A 17,578-nucleotide genomic window follows, 5' to 3' on the forward strand; every position below is an offset into this window, starting at 1 on the left:
GTCCGACAGGAACCGGCAGGGCTCTCGCGACCGTACGTGTGTCAGACGCTCCGCTCCGAGGCGGCCAGCCCGATGAACCCCGCCCACGCGTCACGCGAGACCGTGAGGACGGGCCCGGCGGCGGCCTTGGAGTCCCGGACGTGCACAACTGTCGTACCGTTCGCGACCTCTACGCACTGGCCGCCCTCGGCTCCGCTGTAGCTGCTCTTGAACCAGGCGGGGCCAGGGGCGACGGTCGAGGACTCAGCGATGTTCATAGCGATGCCAGCAACCCTTCGATGAACTCCGTTGACTCCCGCGGACTGAGAGCCTGTGATCGGATAATCCCATAGCGCGCGGCAGCGAGAACCGTCTCTTCGGGCTCAGTCTGCAGAGCGCTGGTTCCTTGCGCCTCGGTGTACACGAACTTCTTGGCGTCCCTGCGCGTGATCACTGTGAAGGCACCGTCCACGCCCGCGTTTTCCTCATGGTCGAGCGGCATGACCTGGACGCTGACGTTTCGCATCTCACCGGCCAGCATCAGATGTTCCAACTGTCCTCGGAGGACTGTCTTGCCGCCCCACGGGCGTCGTAGCGCCGCCTCCTCGAGCACGAAGCTCAGCAGCGGGAGTGGCCGACGGCTGAAGATGTCCTGCCTCGTCAGACGGGCGGCCACACGCTGTTCGATCGTTTCCTCCTCCAGCGGCGGACACCGCACGGCGAGCACCGCCCTCATGTAATCCTCGGTCTGGAGTAGGCCGTTGATCACATGGGTGTCGTAGGCGAGGAGCTCAACCGCCTCCTTCTCCAGCGTCGCCATCCCCTGAAAGAACACCGGATACTGAGCCCGCTCCACCTCCCCCTTCCACACGCACAGCAGCCCGTCCGCCCCCAGCACCTCGTCCGCCCGCTCGATAGCCCTCGGCGACGGAATCCTCCGCCCCTGCTCGAACGACGCGACCGTGGCCGCCGAGTACCCGATCCGGTTCCCGAACTCCGCCCGGTCCAGCCCTTCCCGCAGCCGCAGCGTCTTCAACGTCTGCCCGAACGCGGCGAGCACGCCCTTCCCGCCGCCGTCCTCGGGACGGCACACACCGCCCCCGCCGTCGTCGCTCTCCCAGCCGTCCCCGACACTCACGACCGTTCCGCCGTCCGCGCCGCCCGCCAGGGCGTCCGCACCCGTACGCTTCGTCATCGACCACCGCCTTCTCCGGCCCAACGCGCCCACCGGGCCCCCGTCACGCCGCACGCCACGTACTCGCGCCGACACGTCGCGTACAGCACCCCGCGTCGGTGCGTCACCACTGGTCACGCTACGCCACCGACGGGACCGTGGTCGGTATGACGAACGACCCCGCCGGCCTCACCGGACCCGGCCGACTCGCCACCCCCACCGCCCACTTGAGCACCACCCCACCCGAACCCGCACCGGCGGCGGCCCGCACCTTCGCGATGCGCTTCACCTCCACCCCGCGCGGAGCCCGCCTCGCCCGCCACCTGGTGGCCGTCCGCCTGGACGCCTGGGGCATCCCGTACGGCACCGACGACCACGACGCGCTCGTGCTGATCGCCGCCGAGCTGACCGCGAACGCCGTGCTGCACGGCAACGTCCCCGGCCGGGACTTCCACCTCCGCCTCGCGCTGCTCCCCGCCGGGCCCCGCCCCGCCACCGTCCGTATCGAGGTCACTGACACCCGGGGCGAACGCGTCCCGCCCCGACCGGCCGCCCCCCGGCCCGAGGTCCCCGCCGTCGCCGAAACCGGCCGGGGCCTCCTCCTGATCACCGCCCTCGCCACCCGCTGGGACTGGCACCCCCGCCCGGACGGCCCGGGCAAGACGGTCTGGGTGGAGTACGAGATCTCAGCCGTAACAGATGTACATCTGCTACATTCGTGACATGAGTGAACCGGTGGTTGAATCCATGGCCGAGGTCCGAGGCCACCTTGCCGACGTCATCGACCGTGCCCGGCGCGAGGAGACCCCGACGATCATCACGCGGCGGGGCAAGCAGGAGGCCGTCGTGATCGACATCGAGGAGTACCAGCGGCTGCGCCGTATCGCCGAGGACGCCGAGGAAGCCTGGCTCAACCGGCTGGCCGACGAAGCCGAGTCCGAAGGCATGGAGGGGTCGGTGTCCCTCGAGGAGATGGCCGCCCTCCTCCGCGCCGGTCAGGACTGACCGCATGGGGTACGTCACGCGCTTCACACCGCACGCGCAGCGGGACATGCTCAAGATCCCGCGCCAGGACGCCCTGCGGATCCTGTACCGGCTCACCGAGTTGCAGAAGGCGATGGACGCGGGCGACACGGCGGCGTTCGACATCAAGGCCCTGCAAGGCCACAGCGCCCGGTGGCGGCTCAGGGTCGGTGACTACCGCGTCGTCTACACCGTCGAGGACGGCCGGCTGATCGTTTGGGTCCTGGCTCTCGGCAATCGCCGCGATGTCTACCGTCAGGTTCCCTGACGTGCCGCCCTGCAAACCCGGCCACCCGGGTACCCCCGAAGAGCGAGCGCTGCGGGCCGAACAGGTCCGTATCGCTCTGCGCGAGTGGAACGGCTACGACCCGAGCGAAAGTGATCTGGTGACGCTCGACGCGGAGCTGGACCGGCGGCTGCGCCAGGCCGGCGCGAGGTGACCACAGCGGTCCGCCTCTCCGGCTCCCGAACCTGATTCCTCCGAACCCCGAAGGGCTGTCGGACCTCACCCGTAGAGTGGAGCGTGATCGATTCCGGTCGCCCCGGACCTGCGCTCCAGGCCTCCGGAGCGATCGGATCGCACGCCGGGACATGGGAGACGGGGGCCGCAGCGCGTCATGAGACCCACACTCGCCGCGCAGACACTGCGTGACACGACGGTCGAGTACCTGACGACGACGTTCGCGCTGGCCGAGCCCGACACCCAGGACGCGCTGGAGGACTTCCTCACCGACCCGGCCGACGGGCTCTTCCGCGGGCCGTACCTGCGCATCCGGCGGCCCTTCCGGACGGCGGAGGACGGCTGGCAGCGCCACCTGGACTGGTACCCGGCCGACTTCCCGCCGCCGTACGCCCACCAGGCCGAGGCGTTCGCCCGGCTGACCAGCAAGGACGGGCACCGGCCCCGGCCCACGCTGGTGACCACCGGCACCGGATCCGGCAAGACCGAGTCCTTCCTGATCCCCGTGCTCGACCACTGCCGACGGGCGAAGGAAGCCGGGAAGCACGGCATCAAGGCCGTCCTGCTGTACCCGATGAACGCCCTCGCCGGCGACCAGGCGGACCGCCTCGGCGACCAGCTGGAGGACGACCGGCTGCGCGAGGTGACCGCCGGGCTCTACATCGGCCAGGCCTCGTCGCGGGGCACCACGCCGTACAAGAGGGTGATGGTGGACCGCGCGGAGATCCGCCGCAATCCGCCGGACATCCTCATCACCAACTACAAGATGCTGGACCTGCTGCTCCAGCGGCAGCAGGACGCCTCCCTGTGGCGGGACGCCGACCTGGCGTACGTGGTGATCGACGAGTTCCACACCTACGACGGCGCCCAGGGCACCGACGTGGCGATGCTGCTGCGGCGGCTCGCGGCCGTCGCCGGGGCCGCCGAGGCCGGGAAGCCGCTCGGGTCCATCTGCCCGGTGGCGACCTCCGCGACCCTGGGGTCGGGGGGATCGGCGGCCGGGCCCGAGGCCATGCTGCGGGTGGCCTCCCAGGTCTTCGGGACCCGGTTCCCGGACGACGCGGTGGTGGGGGAGGACCGGCGGGACGCCGAGGAGTTCCTGGCCCCCGTCGACCACACGCTGCCCCTGCCGTCACCGGCCGAGCTGGCCGCCCTGCCCGATCCCGCGCGGACGGCCGGCGGCCTGGACGCCGTCGCGCGGGCGACCGTGGGGTGCGACACCGCCGACCCGCGCGAACTGGGGCGCCGCCTGCTGGCGCACCCCCTCACCCACGCGCTGCTCGCCGCGCAGGACGGGCCCCTGACCTTCCCGGCCGTCCTCGGGGCGTTCCCCGACACGTCGGCGTGGCGGGCCGCGGCCGTCCAGGAACCGCGGACGGCGGCGACCGCCCTGGCCCGCTTCGTGGCGCTCATCTCCGTGGCCCGCGACCCCGCCGCGCCCGCGGACAAGGACCGGCCCCTGCTGCTCGTCGAGACCCACCTGTGGCTGCGGTCGATGTCGCGGGTGCTGCGGTTCGTGGCGCCGCAGCCGGTGTTCTCCTGGTCGGACACCGACCAGGCGGCCCTCACCGGAAACGGAACCGGGGCCGCACCCGGCGGCACCGGGACGGGACCGGCCCCGGACCGTGCGGCCGCCGAGCGGCACTCCCTCGCCGTCGCCGCGCAGACGGAACGGCGACGGCACGTGCAGCGCTCCGGGAGGCTGCCCGCCGCCTACTGCCGGCACTGCGGACGCTCCGGCTGGGCGGCGATCTGCCCGGACCGCAACCCGCAGAACCTGGTGCACGCACCCGACGAGATCTACCGGGCCGGCGCCACCGGCGGAGCCGCCAAGGGCCGGGTCCGGGCGATGATCGCCGCCACCCCGGCGGAGGCCGCCGAACAGGCCCGCGCGATGCAGGCCCACCGGGCCGCCCGCCGCACCCGCCGCGGCGTCCCGCACGACGCGACCCTCCTCGTCCTGGAGGACAACGGCAAGGCGCTGCGCAGACTCGACCCCGACGAGGTCCTCCTCGACGGGGGACGCATCGCGCCGGCGCCCGAGAACGGCGTGTACGTGTGGACCTGGTTCGACAACCAGGAACGCGCCGAGTACGCCCAGCAGGACCGGTGCCCGGCCTGCGGGCAGGCCCAGGGCATCCGCTATCTCGGCGCCGGTGTCGCCCCGCTCGCCTCCGTCGTCGTCACCCAGCTGTTCACCGGCGGCGAGTTGCCCAGCGAGGACGAACACAAGCGCGACCGGCGCAAGACCCTCATCTTCAACGACTCGGTGCAGGACGCGGCCCACCGTGCGGGCTTCGTCGCCAGCCGGTCCTGGAAGTTCTCGCTGCGCTCCCTCGTCCACGAGCAGCTGACCGAACGCGTCGGCGGCAGCGCGGAGTTCGCCGCCGACGGCGTCCCGCTGAACGAGCTGATCTCCTCCCTGATCAGCCGCGCCGCCGTCCCCGGGCAACGGCTCCTCGCCTCCGTCGTCCCGCCCGACCTGCACGACGTGGAGCGGGTCAAGCGGCTGCTGGCGGGCAAGAAACGCATCCCCGAGTCCACCTGGGAACTGGTCGGCGAGCGCCTCGCCTTCAACACCCTGCTGGAGTTCGGCCTGCACTCCCGGCTGGGCCGCACCCTGGAACTCACCCGTACGGTCGCCGCCGAGGTCCACCTGCCCGACCCGCGGGCGGCGGCCGAGGCGGCCGCGGCCCTCTTCCGCGTCCACCAGGAGAAACTGCTGCCCCTCGCCGTGGACCGGAGGGAGGAGGCCGACGGGGGTGACGCCGGGGCCCCAGGAACGCCGAAGGCCCTCATCCCCGCCGAGGGCACCCCGGAGCACCTGCGGCACTTCGAGGGGTATGTGCGCGGACTCCTCGAACACGTCCGCCAGATCGGCGGCATCCACCACCGCTGGCTCGACCGGTACATCGACGAGGAGGGCCGGAGCCGGCACTTCGTCTCCACCGGCCGCGAACCCGGCATGCCGGCCTTCGGCCGCCACTCCGAAGCCCCCGCCTTCGTCCTCGTCGGCGCCCGCGGCGGACGCACCGACTTCGAACGGGTCGACACCCGGGACAGCTGGTACGTGGACTTCACCCAGCGCTGCCTCGGCCTGGACCGGGACACCGCGGGCGCCTACCTGGCGGACCTCTTCGCGGAGCTGGCGAGCGACCGCGTCGGCGCACTCGCCCGCCGCCGCACCACCCCGGCCGACCGGCAGACGGGACACGGGGTGTACGGGCTGACCCCCGGCCACATCCGGGTCCGCCCCCTCGACGACGAGCAGACCGCGCTCGCCGCCCTGACCTGCCCCGAGTGCGGCTGGACGCAGACCGTGCCACCGGAGCGCGCTCCCGTCTGGCAGGGCACCCGATGCCCCCTGAAACGCTGCGAGGGCGCCCTCACCCGCCCCTCGGCCGAGGCGGGCGGACGCGCCGCCCGCGACTACCGCTCCGACTACTACCGGCGCCTGTACCGGGAGGCCGACCCGTACAGCGTGGTCGCCGCCGAACACACCGGTGTCCTCACCCGCAAGGAACGCGAGGAGGTCGAGAAGGGCTTCCGGCGCGGCCTCCGGCACACCGACCCCAACGTCCTGTCGTGCACCCCCACCCTCGAACTCGGCATCGACATCGGCCGGCTGGAGGCGGTGATCCTCGCCTCGCTGCCGCCGTCCACCGCCGGGTACGTCCAGCGGGTGGGCCGCGCGGGCCGCGCCACCGGCAACGCGTTCATGGTGACCCTGGCCGACACGAGCCCCCGCGCGCTGTACCACCTCGCCGAGCCCGAGAACCTCATCGCCGGGCCCATCCTGCCCCCCGGATGCTTCCTGTCCGCGGGCGAGCTGCTGTGCCGCCAGTACACCGCCCACCTGATCGACCGCGCCGCCCGGGGCGGCCTGGACGGCGTGCCGCCCCTGCCGGACCGGGTCACCCAGCTGGTCGGCCGCACCGGCTGGCTGACGCAGTTCCGCAAGGCGGTGGCCGGGCGCACGGACCTCGCGGACGACTTCCTGAAACTCTTCCCCGAGATCGAGGGCGTCCCCGGCTCCGGTGTCTCCCGCGACGCCCGCAAGACCCTGCGGCGCTACGCCGAACACAAACTGGCCGACGCGCTGGACCGGGCCCGCCGCGCCTGGGACGAGGAGCGCGCCGAACTGGTCAGGCGCCGCACCCTGATCAACGACGCGGCCGACGCGCTCCAGGAAGCCGTGGACGACGAGGCACGCGAGAAGCGGAACCTGATCCGCGAGGCGGCCGGCGTCTCCAGGATTCTGCAGGGGATGGGGCAGGCCGACGCACAGGGCTTCCTCGTCGAGCACGGCCTGCTGCCCAACTACAGCCTCGTCGAGGACGCCGTACGCCTGGAGGCCCAGCTCAGCTACAAGGAACCCGCGCGCAAGCGTGGTTCGGCAGGTGCCGCGGACCAGCGGGACGACAAGGCCCCCAAGGTCCGCTGGAGCAACGAACCGCGCGTCTACGACCGGCCCGCCGAAGCCGCCCTCACCGAACTCGCCCCCGGCAACGCCTACTACGTACGCGGCTACCGGCACGTCGTCGACGGCTTCGACCTCGGCCCCGTCCCGCAGGACTCCGCCGACGGCACGCCCGTCGGGCTCAGGACCTGGCGGGTGTGCAAGGAGTGCGGCCACGTACGCACCGGCGAACGGGCCGAACAGGACACCTCACCCTGCCCGCGCTGCGGCGGCCCCGGCATCGGCGGACGCAACGCCGTGCACCGGGTCGTCGTCCCCCGCAAGGTCACCGCCCACGACAAACGGGACGACGCGCGGATCGTCGACGACCGCGACACCCGCACCCGCACCCCCTACACCACCGTCACCGCCGTCGACATCGACCCCGCCGACATCAAACAGACCTGGCGGCACCGGAAGACCACCTTCGGCGTGGACCACGTCCGCGAGGCGGTCATCCGCCGCTTCAACCTCGGCAAGAGCCGCCACGGACGGCGCAACGACACCTCCTTCGCGGGCGCCGAGGTCGCCATCACCGGATTCACGGTCTGCCCCCGCTGCGGCGGCGCCACCGACCGCGAACCCGGCCACGCGCCCTCCCAGGACACCCTCGGCCAGTCCCTGCTCGGCCGGGCCGAACTCGCCCACCACCGGCCGTGGTGCCCCACCCGGCGCCGAGACAAGCAGGCCAGGCCGGAGGACGTCCCGGTCATCACCGCGACCGAGCACCGCACGGAGGCCCTGCGCATCCTGCTGCCCGCCGCCACGCTGAACGTGCCCGAACGCCTCGCCTCCTTCTCCGCCGCCCTCCACCTCGGACTGGCCCGCCGCTACGGCGGCGACCCCGCACACATCCGCTCCACCCCAGCCACCGAACCCGACCGGGAGACCGACCTCACCCGCAACCACCTCGTCCTCTACGACGCGCTGCCCGGCGGCACCGGCTACCTGCACCGCCTCGTCGACCGCGAGGGCGAGGAGTTCCGTGCCGTGCTCGCCGAAGCCCAGGCCGCCCTGCGGGACTGCCCCTGCGCACCGACCCCGCGCCGGGCCTGCCACCGCTGCCTGCTCGGCCACGCCCCGGAGCGGGACTACAAGGACCTCGACCGGCAGGAGGCCCTGTGGATGCTCGACAGCCTGCTGGGCACCGACGGAAGCAGCGGATGGGACGTGGGCAAGGAAGCGGCCGACGCCGAGGTCCGTTTCGTCGACCAGGCGGAGAGCGACCTGGAACGCCGCTTCATCGAATGCCTCGACCGCTGGCTGGAGACCCCCGGCAACGCCGCCGCCGCGGGCCACGCCACCACGCCCACCGGCCGTCACGGCAAGCAGTTCACCCTCACCCGGCCCGACGGCGGTCCCGTCCACTGGGAGGTCGTCGCCCAGAAGGACCTGCACGACCACCGCACCCGCCCCGACCTGCTGTTCCGGCCGGTCGCGGGGGACACCACCAGTGAGGGGGCGCCGCCCCTGCCGGTCGCCGTCTACCTGGACGGCTACCGCTGGCACGCCTCCTCCCGCGCCAACCGTGTCGCCGCCGACGCGGCCAAGCGCGCCCGGCTGCGCGCCGACGGCATCCTCGTCTGGCAGATCACCTGGGACGACGTCGCAGCCTGGGACCGCACCCTCAAGGGCGAGGCGGTCCGCGGCCCGGACGCCCCCGCCGACCCGCTCGACGCCGTCATCGCCGGCCCCGCCGCCGACGCGGCCTGGCCGCCCTACGACGTCACCTCCTCCGCCGGTCCCGGAGCCCTGGTGCGCGAGCAGTGGCGCAAGGCACGCCGCGACCCGTCGGACGTGGACGCGCTGCTGTTCGACGGCGCGATCCCCTCCCTCCTCGGCTTCCTGCGCGACCCCCGCCCGGCCCGGTGGCAGCAGCTCGCGCAGCTCGCCGTCAGCGCGCCCGCGTCCCTGCGCAGACGGGAACTCGTCGACGCCGACCCGGGCACCGCCGTCGCGTGGATCGACGCCGCCGTACGCGGGGAGGCGGCACCGGCCGTCGCGGGGCAGGGCGTGAAGCTCCTGTCCTTCCAGGACGCCTCCGGGCTGCCGCTCGTCCTCGCCGGAGCCCGCCGCGCCGACGGCAAGGGGCTGAGCTGGAGCGCCCTCGCCGTGCTCGACGACCGCGCGGAAGCCGTCGAGGGGGACCGGGACGACCACCGGCGCCGCTGGAAGGCGTGGCTGTGCTGGGGCAACATCATCCAGTTCCTCGACCCCACGGGCAGCGGCCGGGCCGACGGACTCGCCCTCGCCCGCACGACCCTCGACACCTTCGACGCCGCCCTGCTCGCGGCAACCTCCGGCCCGGCCGGCGGACTTCTCTCCGCCCTGCGCGACGACCTCCCCGGCACCGGTCTCCACCTGCCCGACGACCGTCCCGAAGAGGAGAGCGCCGCCCCCGCACCGGCGGCGGAGGCGGCACCGGAGCCGGACGCCTCCATGACGCCCGTGGAACGCACCGCCTGGGAACTGGTCATCGCCGAGCTGACGAAGTGGGGGGACCCGGACGTCGCGGCCGTCGCCGAACGCCTGGCCGCCCGCGGCGACATCCCACCGGGCCGGGCCACCTGGGACGTCGACGGCGTGTCCCGCACCGTCGAACTCGCCTGGCCCGGCCCTAGGATCGGGATCGTCCTGGCCGAGGACGCCGAGGACACGGAGTACATGGCGCAGTGCGCGGAGGCCGGCTGGCAGGTGCGCGCGCCGCACGGCTGGGACGAGCGGGAACTCGCCCGACTGCTGGGCGGGGAGGGGGCAGTGCGATGAGGCACGGGGCGGGACGTCCTGGCGGCCGCGTCCGGACACGGGTGCAGGTGAGCCGGCAGGCCCACGCGGACCTGGAGCGCCGGGACGGGGCCGTGGCGGACGCGGTGGGGAACTTCGTCCACCGGCTGCGGACCGACCGAACCAACCGGGCCCTGCGGCTCTCCCTGCTGCGCGCGGCGGGGGACAACGGCGACCTGTATCTCGCGCACCCCGACGCCCGCTGCATGGTCCTGCTGCTGTCCACGGACGGCGGCGACGAGATGCGGGTCCTCGCGGTGCGCGACGGAACGCGGGCCCGCGACGAACTCGCCCGGCTCACCGTGGAGATCAACCCGGTCTCGGGCGCGGTCGAGGTCGTCGACCAGAGCGAGGTCAGCGCCAACGTCGTCGCGCTGCCGGACCGCACCACCCCCCTCTTCGAGAAGTACGACGACCAGAACCTCCTCGACCTCGGCGTCGTGCCCTCGCTGCTGCCCGCTCTCCGCAAGGTCACCACGGACGAGCAGTTCGACCGGCTCCTCGCCCACAACCTCCCGGAGCTCACCCGGGACGTCCTCCTGGCCCTGCGCGCCCGCATGGATCCGCAGGACGTGCGGCGGCACATCACGGACGCCTGGCGGGCCGAGGAGGACGTCAACACCCGGGACTGGGCGCGGGCGGCCCGGCGGCCCGTCTCCCAGGCCGAGACGGAGGACGCCGCCGTCCTCGGCGCGCTGGGCCGCAGCTTCGACGCCTGGCGGCTCTTCCTCCACCCCGAGCAACGACGTCTCGCCACCGGCGACTTCAAGGGGTCGTCCAAGGTGACCGGAGGGCCCGGCACCGGCAAGACCGTGGTCGCGCTGCACCGTGTACGCCACCTCGTCGACCGGCTGCCGCCGGGCCGCACCCGCCCCGTGCTCCTCACCACCTACAACACCAACCTCGCCCTGGACCTCGAAGAGCGACTGCGGCAGCTCGGCGGCGACGAGCTGCTGAGCCGGGTCGACGTCAAGTCCGTCGACGCGCTCGCCCGCGAGATCGTGCAGGAGTCCCGCGCCGACGTGGGAGCGCCCCTCGACGATGACGCCGCCATGAACCTGTGGCACACCGTGCGGGTCGAGACCGGCATGCTGGAGTACGACGCCGACTTCCTGGACGCGGAGTTCAAGCACGTGATCCTCGCGCACCGGTGCGGCTCGTGGGAGAGTTACCGCCGCGTCGGCCGCTCCGGACGCCCGCGCATCAGCACCGCTCAGCGGCACGAGGTGTGGCAGCTCGCCCAGGCCTACCGGGCCCACCTGGAGGAACCGCCACGACGGACGACGTACGCGCTCGTCGCCGACCGGGCGGCCGGCCTCGAACAGCACCGCATGGCCCGCGTCGAGGAGCAGGCCCGCTACAAGGAGGAGCAGGGCGGCCGGGATCTCGTCCACCGGGAGGCGGGCAGCGGCATGTGGCTCAAGCCCCGCTACCGGCACATCGTGGTCGACGAGGCCCAGGACCTGTCCGCCTCGCACTGGCGCATGCTGCGCGCCATGGTCCGCAAGGGGCCGAACGACATCTTCCTCGTCGGCGACGCCCACCAGCGCATCTACGGCAGCCGGGTCGTCCTCAGCCACCACGGCATCGAGATCCGGGGTCGCGCGTCCCGTCGCCTCACCCTCAACTACCGCACCACCCGGCAGATCCTCGGCAGCGCCAACCGCCTGATCGAGGGAGCACCCTTCGACGACCTCGACACCGGCACCGACACCCTGGACGGCTACCGGTCCGTCCTGACCGGACTCGCCCCGCAGTTCTGGCGGGCGCCCGACCGGCTGACCGAGATGAGGGCGGTGGCCACGCTCGTGAAGGAGCGTCACGACCGCCACGGCACGCCGTACTCGGCGATGGCCGTGAGTGTCCCCGACGGGGCGAGTGCCCAGGAATTCGCCAACGTCTTCGCCAGGGAGTTCCGGGTGCCGGCCGTGGAGCTCCGCAAGGAAGGGGTGGGGGCGGACGTGGACGCCGTGCGCATCGGCACCATGCACCGCTTCAAAGGCCTGGAGTTCCAGCGGGTCTTCCTCACGTCGGTCGGCGAGGGCCAGGTACCGCACCAGCGCATCGAGCAGTACCGGGTCACGAACCCGGACCGGTACCGGCAGGAGGAGCAGCGGGCCCGCTCGTTGGTCTTCGTCGCGGCCACGCGCGCCCGTGACGAACTCGTGGTCACCTGGAGCGGCCGAGCCAGCCGGTTCCTGCCCCCGGACGCGGACGACACGGCGCATCGTGCCGCGGACCTGCTCAGGCAGGACGGACCGCCGTCCGGGGCAGGGGGAACCGCCGTGGCCTGATCGGGCACGTGCGGTCGGCCGCGCCCGCGATCCTCGCCGAGCGAAAATGAGGCGACAGAGCCGGTACGGCATCGATACGTTCTCCCTGTTCGAAGAGGGGGAACAACGCCGTGACCAAGCTCAACCAGATCATCGCCGTCGAGAAGGGCGTCAAGACCAAGGCGCTCCAGGACATCAACGCCGCCCACGCCAAGGTGCAGAAGCCCGCGCTGCTGGCCGGCATCTCGCGGACGTACCAGCCGAAGGACGAGGAGGGTGAGCAGCTGCCGCCCGAGTCGACGCGGGTGCAGGTGCAGGCCGAGGACGTGCTGCGGGAGATGGGTGCCTCGCTGACGCGGCTGTTCGACGTGACGGCGACCAAGGACTGGGCGAACTGCACGGCGCGCGCGGACGTCACGGTGGAGGGACGGACCATCGTCGCCGATGTGCCCGTCAGCTACCTGCTCTTCCTGGAGAAGCAGCTCGCCGACCTGCACACCTTCGTCAAGAAGCTGCCCACGCTCGACGCGGCCGAGTCCTGGTCCCACGACCCGTCCACGGACTGGTGGAAGACGGACCCGGTGCGCACCATCCGCACGAAGAAGGTGCCCCGCAACCACGTGAAGGCGGAGGCGACCGAGAAGCACCCGGCGCAGGTCGAGGTGTACTACGAGGACGTGCCCATCGGGTACTGGACGACCGTGAAGTTCTCCGGGGCGCTCCCCGCCCGGCGGGTCAACGAGCTGGCCGAGCGGGTGGAGAAGCTGCAGCAGGCGGTGAAGTTCGCCCGCGAGGAGGCCAACGGCGCGGAGGTCACCGACCGGCGGGTGGGGGACGCGGTGTTCGGGTACCTTTTCGGCTGACGCGGACCACGCGTCGGCACCATGATCGCCCCCGCGTGCGAGCGCGGGGGTGCGCTACGGGGCGCGGGCCGGACTGAGGACCGGTTCGCGTCAGGAGCGCAAGCTGAAACTGACGTTCAGCCTGAAGGAGCGGCTCGCCGGAACGGCGGCCGCCGTGAATCTCAGACTCTCGCTCCAGTCTCAGCATTGCCGCCGATCGCCGGACCGACCGGGGACGGACAACGCCATCGGATGCGAGTTCGAATCTCGTCTGCGCCTCTTCCACGGCGCGGTAGTTCAAAGGAAGAACACGACGGCTTGATGACTGATCCGTCCTCTTAAACGCGCCGGCGTGCGCATGTGGGTGGCATCCCCAGGGGCCCGGGAGCTGGATACGACTCCCGGGCTCCGCCACGTCCGGGTCGGCGTGAGGGAATCCGCCGGTCGGGCCCGCCGGTCGGGCCCGCGACCGGACCCGCGGACCGAGCCCGAGAGGACTCGACCAGGGCCGACGGCTGGACCCGACCGAGGCCGACGGCCGGACCCGACCGGGGCCGACCGGGGTCGACTGGGGTCGATCGGGGCCGACCGGAGTCGGCCTCGGCTGTGAGCACCGCCGGGTGGTGGGGGCGGGGTGAGTCGGCCGGGCGAGCCGAGTCGGCGGGCGTGTCAAGTCGCCCGCTGTGCAAGCCGGTTGAAGGCCAGTAGTTGAAGACTTCTCCTACCGATGGGTTGACCCTCCCGTCGGGGCGGCCCTAGGTTCCCCGCATCAACGTCCGTACGGCCTGCGCACGTTCACCGTGACTCATCCAGGAGGCCCTGTGCGTCGTCTGCCAGCCGGGTTCGTTGCTCTCGCGTTGCTCGCCCTCACCGCGACGGCCTGCGGTTCCTCCTCGTCCGACTCCGGCTCCGGTTCCGGCTCGTCCGGCGCGTCCGGCTCGTCCTCGGGCGGTCTGACCACCGTGAAGGTCGGCGTGATCCCGATCGTGGACGTGGCCCCGGTCTACCTGGGCGAGAAGCAGGGCTTCTACCGCAAGCGCGGCCTCGACCTCGACCTGGAGACCGGCCAGGGCGGCGCGGCGATCGTGCCGGGCGTGGTCAGCGGCCAGTTCCAGTTCGGCTTCAGCAACACGACCTCGCTCATGATCGCCCAGAGCCGGAACGTGCCCGTGCGGGCCGTCGCCAACGGGGTCGCCTCGACCGGGAAGGCCGGGGCGGACTTCGGCGGCGTCGTCGTCAAGGGCGACAGCCCCGTCAAGTCGCCGAAGGAGCTGGCCGGCAAGAAGGTCGCGGTCAACACGCTGCAGAACATCGGTGACACCTCGGTGCGGGAGTCCGTGCGCAAGGCGGGCGGCGACCCCACGAAGGTCGAGTTCGTGGAACTCGCCTTCGACCGGATGCCCGCCGCCCTCGACGCCGGACAGGTCGACGCCGCCTGGGTCGTCGAACCCTCGCTCGCGGTCGTCAAGGAGCAGGGCGGCCGGGTCGTCGCCTCCAACTTCGTCGACGTCTCGCCCGACCTCACGATCGCCCTCTACTTCACCTCCGACAAGCTGGCCCAGCAGGACCCGGAACTGGTGGAGAAGTTCGCCGAGGCGACCCGCGAATCCCTCGCCTACGCCAACAGTCACCCGGACGAGGTCCGCGACATCCTCACCACCTACACCAAGATCCCCGAGAAGACCCTGGCGGCCATGACCCTCCCCGAGTGGCCCGAGGAACCGGACCGTGCCTCCCTGGAACGTCTGGGCGAACTCGGCCGCGCGGACGGGCTGTTCGAGAAGGCACCCGACCTGGACGCGCTGCTGCCGTGACCCGGGCGCCGGTGTGGACCGGATCATCGGGCATCCACCGGCGGGGACCGGTCCACGCCCTCCTCGGTCTCGCCGGGCTCTGCGGCTTCCTCGCCCTGGTCGAGGCGGTGCCCCGGCTCGGCCTGGTCCCCGCCGACCACCTGCCGCCCACCAGCACCATCGCCGCCGCCCTGGTGGACGAGGTGTCCGACGCCGCGTTCTGGACCGCGCTCGCCGACACCCTGACCGGCTGGGCCCTCGGGCTGCTCATCGCCACCGCCGCCGGCATCGCCGCGGGCGTACTCATCGGCGTCGTCCCGTACCTGCGCGAGGTGACGGCCGGCACCGTCGAGTTCCTGCGGCCCATCCCGTCCGTGGCCCTGATCCCCCTCGCGGTGCTGCTCTTCGGCACCGATCTCCGCTCCACCCTGCTGCTGGTGGTGTACGCCTCCTTCTGGCAGGTGCTCGTGCAGGTCCTGTACGGGGTCCAGGACGTCGACCCCGTGGCGGACGAGACCGCCCGCTCCTACGGCCTCGGCACCTGGGCCCGCGTCCGCCACGTGCTGTGGCCGACCGCCCTGCCCTACGTCATGACCGGCGTGCGGCTCGCCGCGGCCGTCGCCCTCGTCCTCGCGATCACTGCCGAACTCATCATCGGCACACCCGGCCTCGGCTCCCGCATCGCCGTCGCGCAGACCTCCCACGCCGTGCCCGACCTGTACGCGCTGGTCGCCGTCACCGGGCTGATCGGCGTGCTGATCAACGTGGGCGCCCGCGCCGTCGAACGCCGTGCGCTGGCCTGGCACCAGTCCGTCCGGGGCGAGGTGGCCCCGTGAAACGCTCCCACTCCCCGCGCCCGCACCGGCGTCTGCGGGCCGCGGTGCTGCGGCTGCTGCTCGCCGCGGCCCTGCCCGTCCTTCTCGCCACCGTCTGGTGGTTCGCCTCGGCCGACAGCACCGACGTCTACTGGCCGCCGCTGAGCACCATCCTGGAGACCGGCCGCGAGGTGTGGACGACCGAGCGGATCGCGGCCGACGTGGTGCCGAGCGTCACCCGGCTCCTCCTCGGATATGCCGCCGCGGCCGTCATCGGCGTGACCCTCGGCGTCGCCATCGGCTCCTTCCCCCGCGCGCGGGCCACCACGGAACCGGTGCTGGAGTTCCTGCGGGCCGTGCCGCCGCCCGTCCTGGTGCCCGTCATCATGCTCTTCGCCGGGATCGGCGACACCATGAAGGTCGCCGTCATCGTCTCCGGGTGCGTCTGGCCGGTGCTGCTCAACACCGTCGAGGGCGTACGGGCCGTCGACGGGGTGCTGGCCGAGACGGCCCGCTCGTACGGCATCACCGGCCCCGCGCGCCTCCGCCACCTGGTCCTGCCGTCGGCCGGCCCGCAGATCTTCGCCGGTCTGCGACAGGCGCTGTCCATCGGCGTCATCCTGATGGTCATCAGCGAGATGTTCGCCGCCAGCAACGGCCTGGGCTTCGCCGTCGTGCAGTTCCAACGCGGCTTCGCGATCCCGGAGATGTGGAGCGGCATCCTGCTGCTCGGTCTGCTCGGGGTCCTGCTCGCGGTGGTGTTCCGGGCGGTCGAACGCCGGGCCCTGTCCTGGTACCACGGCCTGCGCCGGTCCCGGAGGGGGTGAGGGGGGCGGCGGATGCGATGCGGGAGGAGCGTCGGATGTGACGGGTGGTGGGACGGGACGGGTGGGTGACGGGTGTGGACGACGTGGCAGGGGTGCGAGGGCCGCGTGCGTCGCGCATGCCCCGGCGTCCCCTTCGGCGATGGGGATGGGGATGGGGGCGCGGATGGAGGCGAAGGACGTCGACGGGGACGGGGACGGGAACGGGGACGGGGACGGCAGATGCTTGATGTCAGAGGATTGCGGAAGGTCTACGAGGGGCACGGCCGGCACATCGAGGCGGCGCGCGATCTCACCTTCTCCCTGGACGCCGGCGAACTCGTCTGCGTCGTCGGCCCGTCGGGATGCGGCAAGACGACGCTCCTCAAGTGCGTCGCCGGCCTGCTCGCCCCCACCTCCGGGGACGTGCTGCTCAAGGGACACCGGGTCACCGGGCCGCCGCCCGGCATGGCCGTGGTCTTCCAGGAGTACGGGCGCAGTCTCTTCCCCTGGCTGCGGGTGCGCGCCAACGTCGAACTGCCGCTGCGCCAGAAGAAGCATCTGCCGAAGGCCCGCCGCCGCGCGCTGGTCGACCACGCCCTGCACGCCGTCGGTCTGAGCGACGTCGGGGGCGCCTACCCCTGGCAGTTGTCCGGCGGGATGCAGCAGCGCGTCGCCATCGCGCGGGCCGTCGCCCACGAACCCGAAGTGCTGCTCATGGACGAGCCGTTCGCCGCTGTCGACGCCCAGACCCGCGCCGACCTCGAAGACCTCGTCCGTCAGCTCTGGCAGGAACTCGGCGTGACCGTCCTGTTCGTCACCCACGACATCGACGAGGCCGTCTACCTGGGGGAACGGGTCGTCGTCCTGGCCTCGTCGCCGACCGTGGTCCAGGAACAGCTGACCATCGACCTCCCCGCCCGCCGCGACCAACTCCGCACACGGGCGGATCCCCGCTTCACCGAGCTCCGTACGCGGGTCTACGAGCAGATCCAGGCGGCGAAACGGGCACCGGGCGTCGTCGCACCGCCCCGGAAGGGGAACACGGACGGGGACGCGGCCCCGGAGGTCGCGCAGCCGTCGACTCCGCTTCTCGACAAGGGCCGAGCCGACGGCCCGTAGCCAAGGGGCGGTCATCGGGGCAACGGGGGCCGTCCGACAACTGCTTGTCCC

General features: G+C 72.6%; 13 protein-coding genes. 11 read left to right on the top strand and 2 right to left on the bottom strand.

Going from position 1 to position 17,578, the window contains the following annotated elements:
• Window positions 1-41 precede the first annotated feature (41 nt).
• Complete coding sequence (locus tag AC02VZ_RS01985; protein ID WP_432055857.1) at window positions 42-257, bottom strand: DUF397 domain-containing protein; 216 nt, start codon at window positions 255-257, stop codon at window positions 42-44.
• On the bottom strand, window positions 254-1,174 hold the full coding sequence (locus AC02VZ_RS01990) for a helix-turn-helix domain-containing protein (RefSeq protein ID WP_476474347.1): 921 nt from the start codon (window positions 1,172-1,174) through the stop codon (window positions 254-256). Before AC02VZ_RS01990 ends, AC02VZ_RS01985 begins: the two co-directional genes overlap by 4 nt.
• A gap of 146 nt (window positions 1,175-1,320) precedes the next feature.
• Here AC02VZ_RS01990 and AC02VZ_RS01995 point away from each other — a divergent pair, with 146 nt between their 5' ends.
• From AC02VZ_RS01995 to AC02VZ_RS02045, 11 genes are all read left to right on the top strand, one after another.
• Complete coding sequence (locus AC02VZ_RS01995) at window positions 1,321-1,875, top strand: ATP-binding protein (protein ID WP_432055855.1); 555 nt, start codon at window positions 1,321-1,323, stop codon at window positions 1,873-1,875.
• A 1-nt stretch (window position 1,876) separates the two neighbouring features.
• Window positions 1,877-2,158, top strand: a complete 282-nt coding sequence (locus AC02VZ_RS02000; protein ID WP_387835590.1) for a type II toxin-antitoxin system Phd/YefM family antitoxin — start codon at window positions 1,877-1,879, stop codon at window positions 2,156-2,158.
• A 4-nt stretch (window positions 2,159-2,162) separates the two neighbouring features.
• A complete protein-coding gene (locus tag AC02VZ_RS02005; RefSeq protein ID WP_432055854.1) occupies window positions 2,163-2,444 on the top strand; it encodes a type II toxin-antitoxin system RelE family toxin in 282 nt (93 codons plus the stop codon).
• Window position 2,445: 1 nt separating this feature from the next.
• Window positions 2,446-2,616, top strand: a complete 171-nt coding sequence (locus AC02VZ_RS02010) for a hypothetical protein (protein WP_476474348.1) — start codon at window positions 2,446-2,448, stop codon at window positions 2,614-2,616.
• Window positions 2,617-2,793: 177 nt separating this feature from the next.
• Complete coding sequence (locus AC02VZ_RS02015) at window positions 2,794-9,861, top strand: DEAD/DEAH box helicase (protein WP_476474349.1); 7,068 nt, start codon at window positions 2,794-2,796, stop codon at window positions 9,859-9,861.
• A 47-nt stretch (window positions 9,862-9,908) separates the two neighbouring features.
• The gene (locus AC02VZ_RS02020) at window positions 9,909-12,173 is read left to right on the top strand and encodes a UvrD-helicase domain-containing protein (protein ID WP_476474350.1); all 2,265 of its coding nucleotides are present in this window, start codon (window positions 9,909-9,911) and stop codon (window positions 12,171-12,173) included.
• Window positions 12,174-12,283: 110 nt separating this feature from the next.
• Entirely contained in the window at window positions 12,284-13,015 is a 732-nt protein-coding gene (locus AC02VZ_RS02025; RefSeq protein ID WP_476474351.1) for a DUF7873 family protein, read from the top strand.
• Window positions 13,016-13,815: 800 nt separating this feature from the next.
• Entirely contained in the window at window positions 13,816-14,808 is a 993-nt protein-coding gene (locus tag AC02VZ_RS02030) for an ABC transporter substrate-binding protein (RefSeq protein ID WP_476474352.1), read from the top strand.
• A 32-nt stretch (window positions 14,809-14,840) separates the two neighbouring features.
• Entirely contained in the window at window positions 14,841-15,623 is a 783-nt protein-coding gene (locus tag AC02VZ_RS02035) for an ABC transporter permease (RefSeq protein ID WP_432055871.1), read from the top strand.
• A 32-nt stretch (window positions 15,624-15,655) separates the two neighbouring features.
• The gene (locus AC02VZ_RS02040; protein WP_432055870.1) at window positions 15,656-16,429 is read left to right on the top strand and encodes an ABC transporter permease; all 774 of its coding nucleotides are present in this window, start codon (window positions 15,656-15,658) and stop codon (window positions 16,427-16,429) included.
• Window positions 16,430-16,648: 219 nt separating this feature from the next.
• A complete protein-coding gene (locus AC02VZ_RS02045) occupies window positions 16,649-17,527 on the top strand; it encodes an ABC transporter ATP-binding protein (RefSeq protein WP_476474353.1) in 879 nt (292 codons plus the stop codon).
• Window positions 17,528-17,578 lie beyond the last annotated feature (51 nt).

Source organism: Streptomyces sp. 3-6 (assembly GCF_056323165.1).